The organism is Stenotrophomonas sp. STEN083 (assembly GCF_056759195.1).
In genome coordinates, this window is the sequence record NZ_JBRRCU010000002.1 from 107,682 (window position 1) to 124,953 (window position 17,272).

Consider the following 17,272-nt stretch of genomic DNA (forward strand, 5'->3'; position numbering starts at 1 on the left):
AATGAAAACGGGAGTCGATGCAAAACGAATGGCGGATAGAGAAAGAGGAACGGGACCAGGTCCACGTTCCTCTTCTGCTTACCGCATCAAGCGCGGTAGTTCGGCGGCTCTTTGGTGATCTGCACGTCGTGGACGTGGCTCTCACGTTGGCCGGCACCGCTGATCTTGACGAAGTTCGGCTTGGTGCGCATTTCTTCGATGGTGGCGCAGCCCACATAGCCCATGGTCGCGCGCAGGCCACCGATGAGCTGATGGATGATGCCGCCCACCGGGCCGCGGTACGGCACGCGACCTTCGATGCCTTCCGGCACCAGCTTGTCGGCGGTGGCGGCGTCCTGGAAATAACGGTCCTTGGAACCCTTCTCCATCGCAGCCAGCGAGCCCATGCCACGGTAGCTCTTGTAGGAGCGGCCCTGGAACAATTCGGTTTCACCCGGCGATTCCTCGGTACCTGCGAGCAGGCCACCGATCATCACCGTCGACGCACCAGCGGCCAGCGCCTTGCCGATGTCGCCGGAGTAACGGATGCCACCATCGGCGATCAGCGGAATGCGATCCTGCAGCGCTTCGGCAACCAGATCGATCGCGGTGACCTGCGGCACGCCGACACCGGCGACAACGCGCGTGGTGCAGATCGAGCCCGGGCCGATACCGACCTTGACCGCATCGGCGCCACTATCCAGCAATGCCAGCGCAGCGTCACCGGTGCAGATGTTGCCGCCGATGACCTGCACGTTCGGGAAGTTCTTCTTCACCCAACGCACGCGGTCCAGCACGCCCTGCGAATGGCCGTGCGCAGTGTCCACCACCAGCACGTCGACACCGGCAGCGACCAGCGCTTCGACGCGGCGGTCGGTATCACCACCAACGCCAACCGCAGCGCCAACCAGCAGGCGCGTTGCAGCGTCCTTGGCAGCGTTGGGGTTGTCGCTCTTCTTCTGGATGTCCTTGACCGTGATCAGGCCGCGCAGTTCGAACGCGTCGTTGACCACCAGGACCTTCTCAATGCGGTTTTTGTGCAGCAGCGACAGCACTTCATCCGAGGCCGCGCCTTCCTTGACCGTGATCAGGCGATCCTTCTTGGTCATGATGTGGCGGACCGGATCGTCCAGCTCGGTTTCAAAGCGCATGTCACGGTGGGTGACGATACCGGCCAGCTGGCCGTCGTTGCCCACCACCGGCACGCCGGAAATATTGTGCGCCTGGGTCAGGGCCAGCACATCACGGATCGTGGTTTCCGGACCAACGGTGATCGGGTCGCGGATGACGCCGGATTCGAACTTCTTGACCTTGGCTACTTCGGCAGCTTGCTGCTCGACGGTCAGGTTCTTGTGCAGGATGCCGATGCCACCGATCTGGGCCATGGCAATGGCCAGGCGAGCTTCAGTGACGGTGTCCATGGCCGCCGAGACAATCGGCAACTTCAACCGCAGGTCGCGCGTCAGCCGCGTGCCGAGGTCAACGTCCTTAGGCAGAACGATGGAGTGAGCGGGGACGAGAGAAACGTCATCGTACGTTAGTGCTTCAGCCTGGATGCGCAGCATCGGCGTGCCCGGTAGATGTGGGGAAGCGCGACATTTTACCCTTATTTGCCCGCCGATGTCAGGGGGCAAGTGCGACGCAGTGTCGCGCTGGCGGGGAGGTGTTCAGGGACCATCACCTGCTCCCTCCCTTTGGCGTAGCCAAGGGGAGGGCTGGGGAGGGGTAGCTTTTAAAGCTTGAAAGTCCTGAAGCCTCAGAACGACAAACCTTCGGCGCTGGCCTCGGCCGCCTCGATCGTGTTCTGCATCAGCGTGGCTACCGTCATCGGGCCAACGCCGCCCGGCACTGGGGTGATCCAGCTGGCCCGCTGCGCTGCGGCTTCAAAGCCGACATCACCGACCAGCCGGCCATCGTCCAGGCGGTTGATGCCGACATCGATCACCACCGCGCCCGGCTTCACCCATTCACCCGGAATCAGCTGCGGAATGCCCACCGCCACGACCAGGATGTCGGCGTTGCGCACGGCCTGTTCCAGCACGTCCTTGGGGGTGAACTTGTGGCAGCTGGTCACCGTGCAACCGGCGATCAACAACTCGAGTCCCATCGGCCGGCCGACATGATTGCTGACGCCGACGATGGTGGCGTTGCGACCGCGTACCGGCTGGTCGGTATGACCAAGCAGCGTGGTGATACCACGCGGCGTGCACGGGCGCAGTCCGAACTCGCGCAGCACCAGATGTCCGACGTTCTGCGGGTGGAAGCCGTCCACATCCTTGCGCGGGTCGATGCGCTGGATCAGTCGATTGGCATCGGGAATGCCCGGCAGCGGCAACTGGATCAGGATGCCGTGGATCTTGGGATCAGCATTGAGCTGATCGATCAGATCCAGCAACTGCGCCTCGCTGGTGCCTTCCGGCAAGTCATAGTCAAACGCTTCGATGCCGACCTTCTCGGCGGCACGGCGCTTGTTGCGCACATACACCGAAGACGCCGGGTCACCGCCCACCAGCACCACGGCCAGGCCAGGGCGGGTACCGCCAGCGGCCAGACGGGCGTCGACGCGCACCTTCAAATCGTCGAGCAGCTCCTCGGCGATACGGCGGCCATCAAGGATGCGGGAGGTCTGCGGGGAGGCGTCGGCGAGGACAGTCATGGGGTATGGCGGTGAACACGGGGGCAGCTATTGTCCCTGATTCCGGCCAACGCCACACCTTGTCATCGCCCCGCTGACCCAGCTGAATCAGCAGCAGCCGGCTCCCCTGCCCCGGCAATGGCATCAGGATTGAGCGGACGCGCTTCACGCCGCGGCGGCGTGAAGGGTGTCGGCGTCGGTGCTCCGGGCGTGTTGCGGTACATCAGCCCGGTGTCGGCCTGCAGCCCGCCGCCCGCCATCTCCAGCTCGAAGCGCTCGGCGTCACGACGGCGGATTTCACGCGCGACCAGATCGGCCTCGTCTTCTTCCACGCCGAGCTGCATCAGCGCCGCACGACCGAATTCCACTGCGGACTCGAAGGTCTCGCGGATCTGGAAATCGACACCAGCATGTATCAGCGACAGCGAATGCTCGCGGTCGAACGAGCGCACCAGCAGCTTAGCGAGCGGGAACTCGTGCCGCACCAGCTCGACAATGCGATCAGCAGCGGCGCGATCATCCACGCACACAGCAATCGCGCGTGCGGTTTCCGCGCCGGAGGCGCGCAGCACATCCAGGCGCGTGCCATCTCCGTAATAGATTTTGAAGCCGAACCGGGTGGCGCTGCGGATCATGTCGATATCGTTGTCGATGATGGTCACATCCACATCGCGCGCGAGCAGAGACTGACTGGACACCTGACCGAAACGCCCGAAGCCGATCACCAGCACGCTGCCGCTGAGCCCGTCAGCAGCATCCACATCGTCAGCGGAGACCTGCCCCTCCTTCACCAACAGCCGGTAAACCAGCATGCACAGCGGCGTCAGCGCCATCGACAGCACCACGACGGCGGTGAGGTTGGCGTTGACCTTGGCATCGATCACCCCAGTGGTCGCCGCCGCGGCGAACAACACGAAGGCGAACTCGCCGCCCTGCGCCATCAACACACCGCGATCCAGCGCCTGCCGGTGGTCACTACCCATCACCCGCGCTACGCCGTAGATGCAGATCGCCTTGGCCAGCATCATCGCCGGCACCAGCAGCGCGATAACTTTCCAGTTGGACGCGACCACCGACAGATCCAGCGCCATGCCAACGCTGAGGAAGAACAGCCCCAGCAGGATGCCGCGGAACGGCTCGATATCGGCTTCGATCTGATGGCGGAAGGTGGATTCGGACAGCAGCACGCCGGCCAGGAACGCGCCCATCGCCATCGACAAGCCACCAAGCTGCATCAGCAATGCCGCGCCAAGCACTACCAGCAATGCAGCTGCGGTCATCACCTCGCGCGCCTTGGCGGCGGCGAGGGTGCGGAACAAAGGATTGAGCAGGTAGCGCCCGACCAGCACCAGACCAACGATGGCGCCAGCGCCGATGGCGATGCTCGTCCAGCGCGAACCTTCGTCCGCACCGATCTGCGCCGGCGCCATCCACGCAACCACAGCCAGCAACGGCACGATCAGCAGGTCCTCAAACAGCAGGATGGAGACAATCTTCTGTCCGGACGGCAGGGTCAGGTCGCCACGCTCGCCCAGCAGCTGCATCACCACCGCGGTCGAGGTCAGCACGAAACCCGCGGCCGCAATGAAGGCAATCTGCGGACGATAACCGAACAGGATTGCGACGCCGGTAAGCACCAGCGCACAGGTCACGATCTGCGCCGTGCCAAGGCCAAAGATCTCGCCGCGCAGGCTCCAAAGGTGCGACGGCCGCATTTCCAGGCCGATCACGAACAGGAACATCACCACGCCGAGCTCGGCCACATGAAGGATGGCCTGCGGATCGGAGAACCAGCCAAAGCCGAACGGGCCGATGGCCAGGCCTGCAACGAAATAACCCAGTACCGAACCCAAGCCGAGACGCCTGAACAAGGGCACAGCCACTACAGCGGCGCCCAACAGGGCAACTACCTTTACCAGTTCCTGCGAGGATTCCGCTGCCATGCCGCACCACCTTGTAATCGTCCAGGTGCACGATAAAGCAAAAAACGTGCAGAACCGGTCAGCGCCTGCGGCTTTTTCAACTCATGGCGAATGCGAACAGAACGCCGCGTAATCGATATATCCGGGGAATGGAACGCCGGGCGCGCACAACGGGCAGGCCGGATCGGCATGCACACGGGTCTCGCGGAAGCGCATCTGCAGGGCATCGAAACGCAGCAAACGTCCCGTCAACGGTTCGCCGATATCCAGCAGCAGCTTCAATACCTCGGTTGCCTGCATCACCCCGGCCAGCCCAGGCAGCACACCCAGCACGCCCGCCTCGGAACAGTTGGGAGCGAATTCAGGCGGCGGCGGCTCCGGGAACAGGCAGCGGTAACACGGTGCCACGCCGCGCTGGCGGCCCGCATCGAACACACTGACCTGCCCGTCGAAGCGCTCGATGGCGGCATAGACCAAGGGCTTGGCGTGCTTGATGCAGGCATCGTTGAGCAGGTAGCGCAGTGGAAAGTTATCCGAGCCATCCAGCACCACGTCCACGCCCTGCAGCAGGACGTCAATGTTGGCCGATGTGACACGCTCGGCGACCGCCTCCACCTCGATGTGTGGGTTCAGTGCCATCAGCCGCTCTCGCGCCGAGTCCACCTTGGCTGTGCCCAAAGCCGCTTCGGTGTGGATGATCTGCCTCTGCAGGTTGCTGCGTTCGACCACGTCGTCATCGACGATACGCAATCTGCCCACACCCGCTGCGGCGAGATAGAACGCAGCCGGTGCACCGAGGCCACCCGCACCCAGCACCAACACCGTTGATCGCTGAAGCCGACGCTGGCCGGCTTCGCCCAGCTGCGGCAGCAGCAGATGGCGCGAGTAGCGGTCGTAGAAGTCGCGCTCACCGGCATCCAGCATGGGCTGGACCAAGGGCAAACCCGAAGTCCGCCAGGCAACGGTGCCGCCACTTACCGAGGACAGGTTTGTATAGCCCGCCTCCTGCAACCCGATTGCGGCATCGGCCGAGCGCTTGCCACTCTGGCAGATCAGCAGGATTTCGCGTTCGTACGCGGGCAGGTGCTGAGAGGGCTCGGCCAGCAGCTCGGCCTTGGCAATGCCGATTGCGCCCTCCGCCATACCCCCTGCCCGCTCGTGCGCTTCGCGCACGTCGATCAGCAATGCGCCATCTGCGTGGCGGGCACGGGCCTGTTCCGGAGTCAGTTCGCGAATGCTCATGGCTGGATTATCGGCCAAACGGACAGCAAGGGAGGGAACGCCTTACAGCTTTGGGCTTTGGGCTTTGGGCTATGGGCTTACCGCTTTGGGCTTTGGTTTTTAAGCTCGTCATTCCCGCGCAGGCGGGAATGACGAAATCATTTAGTGAGAACGTCAGCCAAATCGAACGCCCCCCCTCCCAACACACCAAAAACAAAAGCGGCCTTTCGGCCGCTTTCGTTCACATCACTCGGCAGGCTTGAGACACCCACCAGGCTTGAATCACTTCCTGCCCTTGACGTGCTTCATCAGGCGCCGCTTGGCCTTGACCTGACGGTCCGTCAAGACGTTCTTCTTGCCCTCGTACGGGTTTGCACCTTCACGGAACAGGAAGGTCACCGGCGTACCCACCAGCTTGAAACGCTTGCGGAAGAAGTTTTCCAGGTAACGCTTATACGAATCCGGCAGCTCCTTCAGGCGCGTACCGTGCACGATGAAGGTCGGCGGATTGCTGCCGCCCGGGTGCACATAACGCAGCTTGGAGACGTGACCACGGATGCTCGGCGGCGGATTGGTCTCGTACGCCACTTCCAGCGCCTTGTTGACCTCGGACGTGCTGAACTCGTGCGTCGCCGAGGCATGCGCCCGGTGAATCGCCTTGAACAACTCGCGCAAACCCGAGCCATGCAGCGCGGAAATCCGCACGTTCTCGGCCCACGGCACGAAGCCAAGCTTCAGCGACAACAGGGTTTCAGCCTGCTGCTTGTCATACTCGCTCAAACCGTCCCACTTGTTGATCGCAATGACCAAAGCGCGACCAGCATCCAGCACCGCACCCAGCACACTGGCGTCCTGATCGGTCACGCCTTCATGGGCGTCCAGCATCAACACCGCCACCTGACACTGCTCGATCGAGCGCAGCGTCTTGACCACGCTGAACTTCTCGACAACTTCGTCCACGCGCGACTTGCGACGCAGACCGGCGGTGTCGATCAAGCGGTACAGCTGATCGTCGCGCTCCAGATCCACCGCGATCGAATCGCGGGTGGTGCCGGGCACTTCCGAGGCGATCATCCGCTCCTCACCGAGGATGCGGTTCACCAGCGTCGACTTGCCCACATTGGGGCGGCCAACGAAGGCAATGCGGATGCGGTTCGGATCGTTGTCCAGGGTCTCGGCGGTGCCTTCTTCCGGCAGGCGTCCAATGATCTCTTCAACCAGATCGTCGATGCCCTGCCGATGCGCGGCAGAGACAGTCAGCATCTCGCTGAAGCCGTAACGGGAAAACTCGGAACGAACGGCGTGTTCGTCCGTACCGTCGATCTTGTTGATCAACAGCAAGGTAGGCCGCGCAAGCTTGCGCAGCCAAGACAGGATCTCGTCATCCAGGGCCGACGTGCCATCACGCGCGTCAACAACAAATACGATCAGATCCGCCTCACCGGCGGCGGCACGGGCTTGGCGCGCAGTGGCGCCAGCCAGCCCTTCCTCTTCACCGGCGATACCACCGGTATCGACGATCAGGAAGGGATTGTCCTCATCTAGACGGCAAACACCGTAATTGCGATCGCGGGTAACACCCGGCTGGTCATGCACCAGTGCATCGCGCGTACGGGTCAACAGATTGAAAATGGTGGACTTACCGACGTTCGGTCGTCCAACCAGGGCGACCAAAGGCAGCATCGCTATGACTCCTTATTGGGCCAACCGGAATGCGGTCAGCTTTCCATCAACGTTCTGCACCAGCAGGATGCCGTCAGCGACGACCGGCTGCGCCAGCAGAGCATCACCACCGCTCTTCTCACGCGCTGCCAGTTCGCCATCGCTCAACCGCAGCCAATGCAGATATCCCTTGTAGTCCCCCACCACGGCATAGTCGCCCTGGATGGCGGCACCGGTCAGCGAGCGGCGCGCCAGCGCCTGCTGTGACCACATTGCCGAGCCGGAGGTCTTATCCAGCCCGTACACCACACCCTTGCCATCGGTGACCACGACATTACCCGAGGACACCGCAACACCACCGCCACCGCCGTGGTCACGCGACCACATCGGACGACCGGTCGGGCCTTCGATGGCCATGGTTTCGTTCTTGAAGCTGGTCACGTACAGCGTATTGCCTTCCAGCACCGGCGCGCCATCGATGTCAGCCATGCGCTCCAGTTCGGTACGGCCTTCCGGCGTACCCACCATCTGTTCCCACAGCGGGCGACCATCCTGCATCGACAGGGCGGCGACGGTGCCGTCGTCGTTGCCGATGAACAGCACGCCCGGGCCGGTCACAACCGGCGCGTTGCCGCGAACGGTCAAGGACGGCAGTTCCTGCGAGTTGAACCAACGCTGCTCGCCAGTGGCGGCATCCAGCGCGGTAGTGCGACCATCGTTGCTGCGCACGAATACCAGACCCTGTGCGACGGCCGGAGCGGCAATCACTTCGCCAGTGACCTTGGACTTCCACTTTTCGCTGCCATTGGCCGCGTCCAGCGCAATCACCTGCCCGTCCAGCGTACCGATCACCACCAGGCCATCGCCAACGCCTGGACCACCGGAAAGACGAAGCTTGGGCTTCTTCTTTTCCTTGGCCGGGCTGTATTCCCAGACTTCCTTGCCGGTCTGCAGGTCAAGTGCATGCACGCCGCCCTGCACCGCTGCCGCGTATACGCGACCATCGGCAACCACCGGCGCCTGGCGCAGACCAATACGGCCTTCGCCTTTGCCAACGTTTGCCGACCAGATCTTGTTGACCTTGGCAGTCGGCTCGAACTTGGTCAGCTCAGCCGGCTCCAGCGCCTTCTTGGCCGCCGCGTCCTTGCCTGCAAACCAACCCTTGACGGTGGAACAGCCGGTCAATGCAACTGCCATCAAGGCAATGCCCGCAACTTGCTTGAACTTCATCAATTCTTCTCCGCTGCAGGATCAGCCACGGTGCCGCCGGCGTCCATCAATTTGGTTTCCAGCAAGCGGCGCTGCGGTGCAGCCACGTCCAGCTTGGCCAGCGCCTGGGTGTACAGCTCGCGCGCTTCATCACGTTTGTTCTGCGCCATCAAAGCATCAGCACGGATTTCCAGACCCGCGCTATCGTCAGCCTTGCCCAACAGGGCCGCCGCATCCTGCGGCTTGCCGGTTTCAATCAACAGGCGTGCAATGCGCTGGTCAATCAAGGCCTTGAATTCGCCCTCAGTCTTGAGCGCACGCAAGGTTTTGATCGCGTCATCGTACTTGCCCGCTTCGACCTGGGCCTTGGCCAGCTCCAGCGATGCCAGGTCGGCATAGATGCTGGCCTTGCTGCCGCCCAGCGCCGCAACCTCTTTGGCCGCCTCGTCCAGATTCTTGGACTGCAGACTGCGAGAAACGGCTTCGTAACGGACGTTGGCATCGGCAAGTTTGCCGACCTGCTCTTTCTGCCACCACTGCCAACCGGCAATAGCGCCAATACCGAGAACTACTCCGCCGAGAATTCCGGCGCCATTCTTGCGCAGCCACGTGCGGACACGTTCGCTTTGTTCGTGCTCGTCGAGCAGGTCGTCAATCGCCATGCGTACTCTCGCTCACCCTGGCGGGGAGCCTTGTTGTTTTGTCAGACGCCTGGTTTCAGTGTGAAACCGGCGCCACGGAGCCTTCAGAGGATACCGTAAAGCGGGCCACATTGCCGCGCTTGTAAGGAGCCAGGTCGACGTTACCCGCCGCCTGCTGAACCTCAACCTCGGCCGCATTGCCCAGCACCATGCGCCCCACCTGACCTGCTGCGAAGCTACGGCTTTCACCGGCGCGTATCAGGGCTTTTTCAACCGTCGTGCCGTCTGGAGCAGTGATGTCCACCCAGCTGTCACCCTTGAAACTTAGGGTTAATGCCGACGGAGCGGCGGCAGCCGGACGCGCAATGGGCGCCATTGAGGCGATGTAAGGGCCGGCATCTGCAGCTGGCGCAGCGGCCACCGGCTGAACAGGCGCGCTCGACTGCCCGGCAACTGCCGGCACCGACGCTGGCAGCACATCCAACGAAGCTGTGCTGGGCGGGGCGCTATTGGAATTGCCACTGATCACATACCAGACCGGCACCGCCAGCACTGCCGTGATCACCACATAGACCGCACGGCGCCCGATATTCTCAGCCGCCCGCCGCAGTCGCGGGGTATGGGTATGACTGACCAACTTGGGCGGCTCGACCGGCGCGATCCGCGCCTGTTCCAGCAAGCCCTCCAGGTCCACCTTCAGCAAGCGCGCATAACTGCGCAGCTGACCACGCACAAATACCGCTGCCCCAAGGCGCGACCAATGCTCGGCTTCCAGCGCGGCAACCACCTGCTGCGGCATGCGCAACTGAGCGGCGACCTGATCCAGGGACAACCCGGCGGCCTCTCGTGCCCTGCGCAGCTGCTCACCGCAACCCACTACACCATCTAAAGCATTTACACCCGGATCATTGATCACAATGCGTCAGCCTTGGGGATTCGAGGTTGCTGGCGAAGGAAACTCTTCGCGCAACCGCTGTTGGAACCGACCGGCAGCCATCCTGTCGCCGAGTCGCTCTTCAATCTGAATGGCAAGTTGTAACACGGAAACCGTGGCCGGCGCAGCCGCCAAACGCCGCTGGTAGAAGGCCCTGGCCTCAAAATAACGACCATGCAGCACTTCATTGCGGGTCATGGACTCCAGCGCATAGGCATTGCCCGGCGCCAACGCCAGTGCCTGGCGAAGATCATCTTCGGCCCGTTCAAGCTGCCCGGCATCCAGTGCACAGCCGCCTGCATTGGCCAAAGCATCGGCACGCCCGCCATAGTTCGGGTCAGCCAAGGCACGATCAAACCAGACCAAGGCCTCTGCCGGGTGGCCATTGCCACACAGCCAGGCACCGTAGTTATTGAGCACGTCGCCCTGCTGCGGGGCCAACTCGGCTGCCTTGCGGTAGAGCGCACCTGCCGCCGTGTTGTTGCCTTTATGCCCTTCGATCACTGCCTGCAGGGTGTAGGCAGCCGGCAAATCAGGCTCCATCTTCTGCGCTGAAAGCGCGAACTGCAGCGCCTCGTCCAACTGCCCACGCCCAAAGCGATCACCTGAAAGGCGCAGGAACTCCTGGTAGCGCATCCGCTTGTGTGCGGCCTTGTCCTGCTTGATGCTGTACTCCGGCGCCACTATCTGCGGGCGCTTGACCTTGAGATTGTCCCGCCCGCACGCTGCAGTGAGCGCGACCAGCACGATCCACAGCAGCCAGCGATCAGGCGACCGCATCCCCGCCTTCCTGTTCCTGCAGCAGGCGATTGAACTCGGCCTGACGACGAGTACGATCCATCACCTGGCCCTTTAGCTGGCCGCAGGCGGCATCGATATCGTCGCCACGGGTACGGCGCACCATGGTCAGCACCTGCGAATCCAGCAGGATCTTCTGGAACGCACGGATCTGTTCTTCGTCCGAGCGCTCATAGCGCGTACCCGGGAACGGATTGAACGGAATCAGATTGACCTTGCCCGAGTCCTTGGCCTGCACCGCGTTGTCGAACTGACGCATCAGCCGCGCCAGCTGGCGGGCGTGCTCAGGCTGGTCGTTGATGCCCTTCATCAGCGTGTATTCGAAGGTCACCGAGTCGCGCTTCTTGTTGCTGCGCAGGTAACGCGCGCAGGACGCCATCAACTCGGCAATCGGGTATTTCTTGTTGAGCGGCACCAGCGTCTCGCGCAGCTCGTCGTTCGGCGCATGCAGCGACACCGCCAGCGACACATCGCTCTCAACCGAGAGGCGATCAATCTGCGGCACCAGACCCGAGGTGGACAGGGTCACGCGCTTGTTGGCCAGGCCGTAGCCCAGGTCATCGCGCATGATGCTCATGGCGCGGATGACATTGTCGAAATTCATCAACGGCTCGCCCATGCCCATCATCACCACGTTGGTGAGACGACGCATCTGGTGCGGCACATTGCCCAGGTGGCGCGCAGCGACCCACACTTGGCCGATGATCTCGGCGGTGCTCAGGTTGCGGTTGAAGCCCTGGGTAGCGGTTGAGCAGAACGTGCAGTTCAGCGCGCAACCAACCTGCGAGGACACGCACAGCGTGCCGCGGGTTTTGTCCGGGATGTAGACGGTTTCGATGGCGTTCTTGCCATCCACGCCCATCGCCAGCAACCACTTGTGGGTGCCGTCGGTCGAGGGCTTGTCGAACACGATGTTCGGGACGACGACCTCGGCATGCTGCTGCAGCTTTGCGCGCAGCGACTTGCCGAGGTCGGTCATCTGGTCGAAATCGGTGACGTAGCGATGGTGGATCCACTTCATCACCTGATGGGCACGGAACTTCTTCTCGCCGAGGATATCGACGAAGAAATGCTCCAGGCCCGCGCGATCAAGGTCGAGCAGGTTCTGCTTGCCAGCTTTGGCTGCCGTTTTCGGCAACGGCTGGATGGCGGGTGTCTGTACGACCTCGTTCACGACTTCAACCTCTAATTAACGCGAAACAACTTCGGTAGCAGCAAAGAAGTAAGCCACTTCGTTGGCTGCGTTCTCGACCGAATCCGAACCATGAGCGGCGTTGGCATCGATCGAATCAGCGAAATCAGCGCGGATGGTGCCCGGCGCTGCGTCCTTCGGATTGGTGGCGCCCAGCAGGTCGCGGTGGGCCAGGACGGCGTTCTCGCCTTCCAGGGCCTGGATCATCACCGGGCCGGAGATCATGAACTCGACCAGCGCGTTGAAGAACGGACGCTCGCGGTGCACGGCGTAGAAGCCTTCGGCTTCACGGCGCGACAGCTGCTTGTACTTGGCAGCGACAACCTTCAGGCCGGCCTTTTCGAAGCGGGCGTAGATTTCGCCGATCACGTTCTTGGCAACGGCGTCGGGCTTGATGATGGAAAGAGTGCGCTCGAGCGCCATGGGAATTCTCCGGTAGTGGGCCGGTCGGCCCGAGGGTACATGAAAAAACCCGCGTGCGGACGCGGGCTTAGCCTGAATTGCGGTGGCTAATTCTACCGGGTGACCCCGGCGTTTGCACAGCGGCAGATGAATGATGCTGCGACGCAGCATGACCTGAACGACCAGCCGGGCGTAGCATCCAAACAATCGTTTGATTGACTGAGCCAACCATGGGCAAACCCGCCAGCTTCTCCACCAAGGACCGCATCCTCGGCGCGGCCGAGGAACTGTTCGCCCAGTACGGCTTTGCCGGCACTTCACTGCGCCAGGTAACCAGTCACGCCGATGTAAACATTGCTGCGGTCAACTACCACTTCGGGTCCAAGGACAACCTGGTCAATGAAGTGTTCCGCCGCCGTATGGACGAAATGACCGCCGCCCGCCTTGGCCAGCTGGAGCAGGCCCGCAGCGCTCACCCCGGCGATCTGCGCGCAGTTCTGGCCGCCTTCGTTGAGCCAGCACTGGCCTTGGCCCAGGACCGCCAAAGCGGCGGTGCCTTTGTCCGCGTCATCGCCCGCGCCTACGCCGAGAAGAACGACAACCTGCGCAAGTTCCTGTCTGACCACTACGGCCACGTGTTGCGCGAGTTCGGCAAGGCCATCGACGCCTGCATCCCGGGCCTGAGCAAGGAAGAGCTGTACTGGCGCCTGGATTTCCTGGCCGGTTCGCTGACCTACGCCATGGCCGATTTCGGGCTGATCAAGCGCCCGCACAACATCAGCGAGGCCGAGCACCGCAGCAAGGCCGCGCAGGAATTGATCCATTTCGCCGAAGCCGGGTTCCGCGCCAGCGTGCGTAATCCGACCTCCCCCGTCGTTCCCTGATCCAACCGTCATCGCAGACCAAAGGTTTATCGATATGTCCAATTCCCTGCTTGTCCGCCGCGCCGCCGTACTTGGCGCAGGCGTCATGGGTGCGCAGATCGCCGCCCACCTGACCAATGCCGGCGTCGACACCGTGCTGTTCGACCTGGCCGCCAAGGAAGGTCCTGCCGACGGCATCGTGCTCAAGGCCATTGCCAACCTCGGCAAGCTGAGCCCGGCCCCGCTGGCCAGCAAGGCGCTGGCCGAAGCCATCACCCCGGCCAACTACGACTCCGGCCTGGAACAGCTGCGCGACTGCGACCTGATCATCGAAGCCATCGCTGAACGGATGGACTGGAAGCAGGACCTGTACAAGAAGATCGCGCCGTTCGTGAACGAACACGCGGTGCTGGCCTCCAACACCTCGGGCCTGGGCATCAACAAGCTGGCCGACGTGCTGCCGGAAGAACTGCGCCATCGCTTCAGCGGCGTGCATTTCTTCAACCCGCCGCGCTACATGCACCTGGCCGAGCTGATCCCGGCCAAGACCACCGACAAGTCGGTGCTGGAAGGCCTGGAAACCTTCCTGACCACCAACTTGGGCAAGGGCGTGGTCTACGCCAAGGACACCCCGAACTTCATCGGCAACCGCATCGGCGTGTTCTCGATCCTGTCGACCATCCACCACACCCAGCAGTTCGGCCTGGGCTTCGACGAGGTGGACGGCCTGACCGGCCCGCTGGTCGGCCGCCCGAAATCGGCAACCTACCGCACCTCCGACGTGGTCGGCCTGGACACCATGGCCCACGTCATCAAGACCATGGGCGACACCCTGCCCGACGACCCGTGGCACAAGTACTTCAACGCGCCGGCATGGCTGGGCGCGCTGATCGGCAAGGGTGCATTGGGCCAGAAGACCGGCGCCGGCATCTTCCGCAAGGTCGGCAAGGACATCATGGTCGTCGATCTGGAAAAGCAGGACTACCGTCCGGCCGACCGCGTCGCTGCACCGGAAGTGGTCGAGATCCTGAAGATCAAGAACCCGGCCGAGAAATTCGCCAAGCTGCGCGAAAGCCAGCACCCGCACGCGCAGTTCCTGTGGGCCACGTTCCGCGACCTGTTCCATTACAGCGCCTACCACTTGGCCGACATCGCCGAAACCGCGCGCGACGTCGACCTGGCCATTCGTTGGGGCTACGGCTGGTCGCTGGGCCCGTTCGAGACCTGGCAGGCTGCCGGTTGGAAGCAGGTGGCACAGTGGATTGCCGACGATATCGCCGCCGGCAAGAGCATGAGCAATGCGCCGCTGCCGGCATGGGTGCTGGACGGCCGTGACGGCGTGCACGCCGCCGAGGGCAGCTACAGCCCGTCGCAGAACGCATTGGTGCCGCGCTCGTCGCTGCCGGTGTACCAGCGCCAGCGCTTCCCGGACGCTCTGCTGGGCGAGAAGTTCGCGCAGGGCGAAACCGTGTTCGAGAACGACGGCATCCGTCTGTGGACCGACGGTGACGGCATCGGCGTCATCAGCTTCAAGACCAAGATGAACACCGTTTCCGACCAGGTCCTGGACGGCATCCAGCATGCCATCGCCCTGTCCGAAAAGCAGTTCAAGGGCGTGGTGATCTGGCAGAACAAGGAGCCCTTCTCCGCCGGTGCCGATCTGTCCGGCGCACTGGGCGCGTTGAAGGCCGGCAAGTTCGCCGAGTTCGAGGCGATGGTTGCCAACTTCCAGCGCACCAGCCAGCGCATCAAGTACGCCACCGTGCCTGTTGTCACCGCGGTGCGCGGCCTGGCTTTGGGCGGCGGCTGTGAATTCCAGATGCATGCGGCCAAGTCGGTTGCAGCGCTGGAAAGCTATATCGGCCTGGTTGAAGCCGGCGTCGGCCTGCTGCCGGCCGGTGGTGGCCTGAAGGAAATCGCCGTGCGCGCATCGCAGGCAGCTGGTCCGGACGGCGACGTGTTCGCCGAACTGAAGAAGACCTTCGAAACGGTCGCCATGGCCAAGGTCTCCAACTCGGCGGTCAACGCCAAGGAACTGGGCCTGATGCGTGGCACCGACAAGGTCGTGTTCAATAGCTTCGAGCTGCTGCACATCGCCAAGGCCGAAGTCACCGCGCTGGCCGAAGGCGGCTACCGTCCGCCGATGCCGGCACGCCGCATCCGCGTGGCCGGCGACGTTGGCATCGCCACCTTCAAGATGATGCTGGTCAACATGCTGGAAGGCCGCTTCATCAGCCCCTACGACTATGAGATTGCCGAGCGCATCGCCACCGTGTTGTGCGGCGGCAAGGTCGACCGCAACAGCGTGGTCGACGAAGAGTGGCTGCTGACCCTGGAGCGCAAGCACTTCGTCGAACTGGCCCAGCAGGAAAAGACCCAGGCCCGCATCGCGCACATGCTGACCACCGGCAAGCCGCTGCGGAACTGAGTGAGCGTGCCTCGTGGTGGCGCTTCCATCGCCACCCTCGCCCGCCCTCACGCTCACACCTATTGAAGAGATCACTGCAATGACCAAGCAAATCCAGGACGCCTACATCGTCGCCGCCACCCGCACCCCGGTTGGCAAGGCGCCCAAGGGCATGTTCCGCAACACCCGCCCGGACGACATGCTCGCCCACGTGCTCCGCTCCGTGGTCGCGCAGGCCCCGGGCGTGGACGTCAACCGCATCGACGACGCCATCATCGGCTGCGCCATGCCCGAGGCCGAGCAAGGCATGAACGTGGCGCGCATCGGCGTGCTGCTGGCCGGCCTGCCCAACACCATCGCCGCGCAGACGGTGAACCGCTTCTGCTCGTCCGGCCTGCAGGCCGTGGCGATGGCAGCTGACCAGATCCGCCTGGGCAACAGTGACCTGATGCTGGCCGGCGGCACCGAGTCGATGTCGATGGTGCCGATGATGGGCAACAAGATCGCGATGGCGCCGAGCGTGTTCGACAACGACCACGTCGCCATCGCCTACGGCATGGGCATCACCGCCGAGAAGGTCGCCGAGGAATGGAAGGTCTCGCGCGAAGAACAGGACGCTTTTGCCTTGGCCTCGCACCAGAAGGCGATCGCTGCGATCCAGAACGGCGAGTTCAAGGACGAAATCAGCCCCTACGACATCGTCTCGCACCTGCCTGACGTCGCCGACGGCAAGCGCATCATCACCCGCAACAAGCTGGCCGATACCGACGAAGGCCCGCGCCTGGATTCGTCCATCGAAGGACTGGCCAAGCTGCGCCCGGTGTTCCGCAACGGTCAGTTCGGCGGTTCGGTGACGGCAGGCAACTCCTCGCAGATGAGCGATGGTGCCGGCGCAGTACTACTGGCCTCGGAGCAGGCGATCAAGGATTACGGCCTGACCCCGCTGGCCCGCTTTGTCAGCTTCTCGGTCGCAGGCGTGCGCCCGGAAGTGATGGGCATCGGCCCGATCGCAGCAATTCCGAAGGCACTGAAGCAGGCCGGCCTGAGCCAGGACCAGTTGGACTGGATCGAGCTCAATGAAGCCTTCGCCGCACAGTCGCTGGCGGTGATCCGCGATTGTGGCCTGGACCCGTCCAAGATCAACCCGCTGGGCGGCGCCATCGCCCTGGGCCACCCGCTGGGCGCTACCGGCGCGATCCGTACCGCAACCCTGCTGCACGGCCTGCGCCGTCGCCAGCAGAAGTACGGCATGGTGACCATGTGTATCGGCACCGGCATGGGCGCTGCAGGCATTTTCGAATCGCTGTAAGCGGCTCGTTGCAACGTTGACTGAAGAAGGCGGCCGCAAGGCCGCCTTCTTTGTTGCTCAATCCCAGCAATCACAACTGGAGCATGTAGTGCCGAGTC

14 protein-coding genes are annotated in these 17,272 nt (G+C 63.1%); 3 read left to right on the forward strand and 11 right to left on the reverse strand.

All coding sequences use genetic code 11. The features are described from left to right. Positions 1-86 precede the first annotated feature (86 nt). From guaB to ndk, 11 genes are all read right to left on the reverse strand, one after another. Positions 87-1,544, reverse strand: a complete 1,458-nt coding sequence (gene guaB, locus ACVOK8_RS01245; RefSeq protein ID WP_481565213.1) for an IMP dehydrogenase — start codon at positions 1,542-1,544, stop codon at positions 87-89. Positions 1,545-1,735: 191 nt separating this feature from the next. After that, positions 1,736-2,635: a bifunctional methylenetetrahydrofolate dehydrogenase/methenyltetrahydrofolate cyclohydrolase FolD gene (gene folD / locus ACVOK8_RS01250; protein WP_481565214.1), complete on the reverse strand. Its 900-nt coding sequence runs from the start codon at positions 2,633-2,635 to the stop codon at positions 1,736-1,738. A gap of 62 nt (positions 2,636-2,697) precedes the next feature. Then, positions 2,698-4,557 carry a monovalent cation:proton antiporter-2 (CPA2) family protein gene (locus ACVOK8_RS01255; protein ID WP_481565215.1) on the reverse strand — a complete coding sequence of 620 codons (1,860 nt, stop codon included), beginning with the start codon at positions 4,555-4,557 and terminating at the stop codon, positions 2,698-2,700. Between the two features lie 81 nt (positions 4,558-4,638). Further along, the gene (gene moeB / locus ACVOK8_RS01260) at positions 4,639-5,778 is read right to left on the reverse strand and encodes a molybdopterin-synthase adenylyltransferase MoeB (protein ID WP_481565216.1); all 1,140 of its coding nucleotides are present in this window, start codon (positions 5,776-5,778) and stop codon (positions 4,639-4,641) included. Between the two features lie 261 nt (positions 5,779-6,039). Beyond that, entirely contained in the window at positions 6,040-7,440 is a 1,401-nt protein-coding gene (gene der, locus ACVOK8_RS01265) for a ribosome biogenesis GTPase Der (RefSeq protein WP_481565217.1), read from the reverse strand. A 12-nt stretch (positions 7,441-7,452) separates the two neighbouring features. After that, positions 7,453-8,649, reverse strand: coding sequence for an outer membrane protein assembly factor BamB (gene bamB / locus ACVOK8_RS01270; protein ID WP_481565218.1), 1,197 nt, complete (start codon positions 8,647-8,649; stop codon positions 7,453-7,455). Next, on the reverse strand, positions 8,649-9,290 hold the full coding sequence (locus ACVOK8_RS01275) for a YfgM family protein (RefSeq protein ID WP_481565219.1): 642 nt from the start codon (positions 9,288-9,290) through the stop codon (positions 8,649-8,651). The genes bamB and ACVOK8_RS01275 overlap by 1 nt, the downstream gene beginning before the upstream one ends. Before the next feature lie 55 nt (positions 9,291-9,345). After that, positions 9,346-10,185 (reverse strand): helix-turn-helix domain-containing protein, encoded by an 840-nt coding sequence (locus tag ACVOK8_RS01280; protein ID WP_481565220.1) that lies wholly within the window; start codon positions 10,183-10,185, stop codon positions 9,346-9,348. Positions 10,186-10,191: 6 nt separating this feature from the next. Further along, the gene (locus tag ACVOK8_RS01285; RefSeq protein WP_481565221.1) at positions 10,192-10,983 is read right to left on the reverse strand and encodes a type IV pilus biogenesis/stability protein PilW; all 792 of its coding nucleotides are present in this window, start codon (positions 10,981-10,983) and stop codon (positions 10,192-10,194) included. Further along, the gene (gene rlmN / locus ACVOK8_RS01290) at positions 10,970-12,175 is read right to left on the reverse strand and encodes a dual-specificity RNA methyltransferase RlmN (RefSeq protein WP_481565222.1); all 1,206 of its coding nucleotides are present in this window, start codon (positions 12,173-12,175) and stop codon (positions 10,970-10,972) included. Before rlmN ends, ACVOK8_RS01285 begins: the two co-directional genes overlap by 14 nt. Before the next feature lie 15 nt (positions 12,176-12,190). After that, the gene (gene ndk / locus ACVOK8_RS01295; protein WP_057628193.1) at positions 12,191-12,616 is read right to left on the reverse strand and encodes a nucleoside-diphosphate kinase; all 426 of its coding nucleotides are present in this window, start codon (positions 12,614-12,616) and stop codon (positions 12,191-12,193) included. Between the two features lie 209 nt (positions 12,617-12,825). Here ndk and ACVOK8_RS01300 point away from each other — a divergent pair, with 209 nt between their 5' ends. From ACVOK8_RS01300 to ACVOK8_RS01310, 3 genes are all read left to right on the forward strand, one after another. Further along, a complete protein-coding gene (locus ACVOK8_RS01300) occupies positions 12,826-13,479 on the forward strand; it encodes a TetR/AcrR family transcriptional regulator (RefSeq protein ID WP_481565223.1) in 654 nt (217 codons plus the stop codon). 34 nt (positions 13,480-13,513) lie between these two features. Further along, entirely contained in the window at positions 13,514-15,886 is a 2,373-nt protein-coding gene (locus tag ACVOK8_RS01305) for a 3-hydroxyacyl-CoA dehydrogenase/enoyl-CoA hydratase family protein (protein WP_282267644.1), read from the forward strand. A 79-nt stretch (positions 15,887-15,965) separates the two neighbouring features. Continuing rightward, complete coding sequence (locus ACVOK8_RS01310; RefSeq protein ID WP_303749719.1) at positions 15,966-17,174, forward strand: acetyl-CoA C-acyltransferase; 1,209 nt, start codon at positions 15,966-15,968, stop codon at positions 17,172-17,174. The last annotated feature ends 98 nt before the right edge of the window (positions 17,175-17,272 follow it).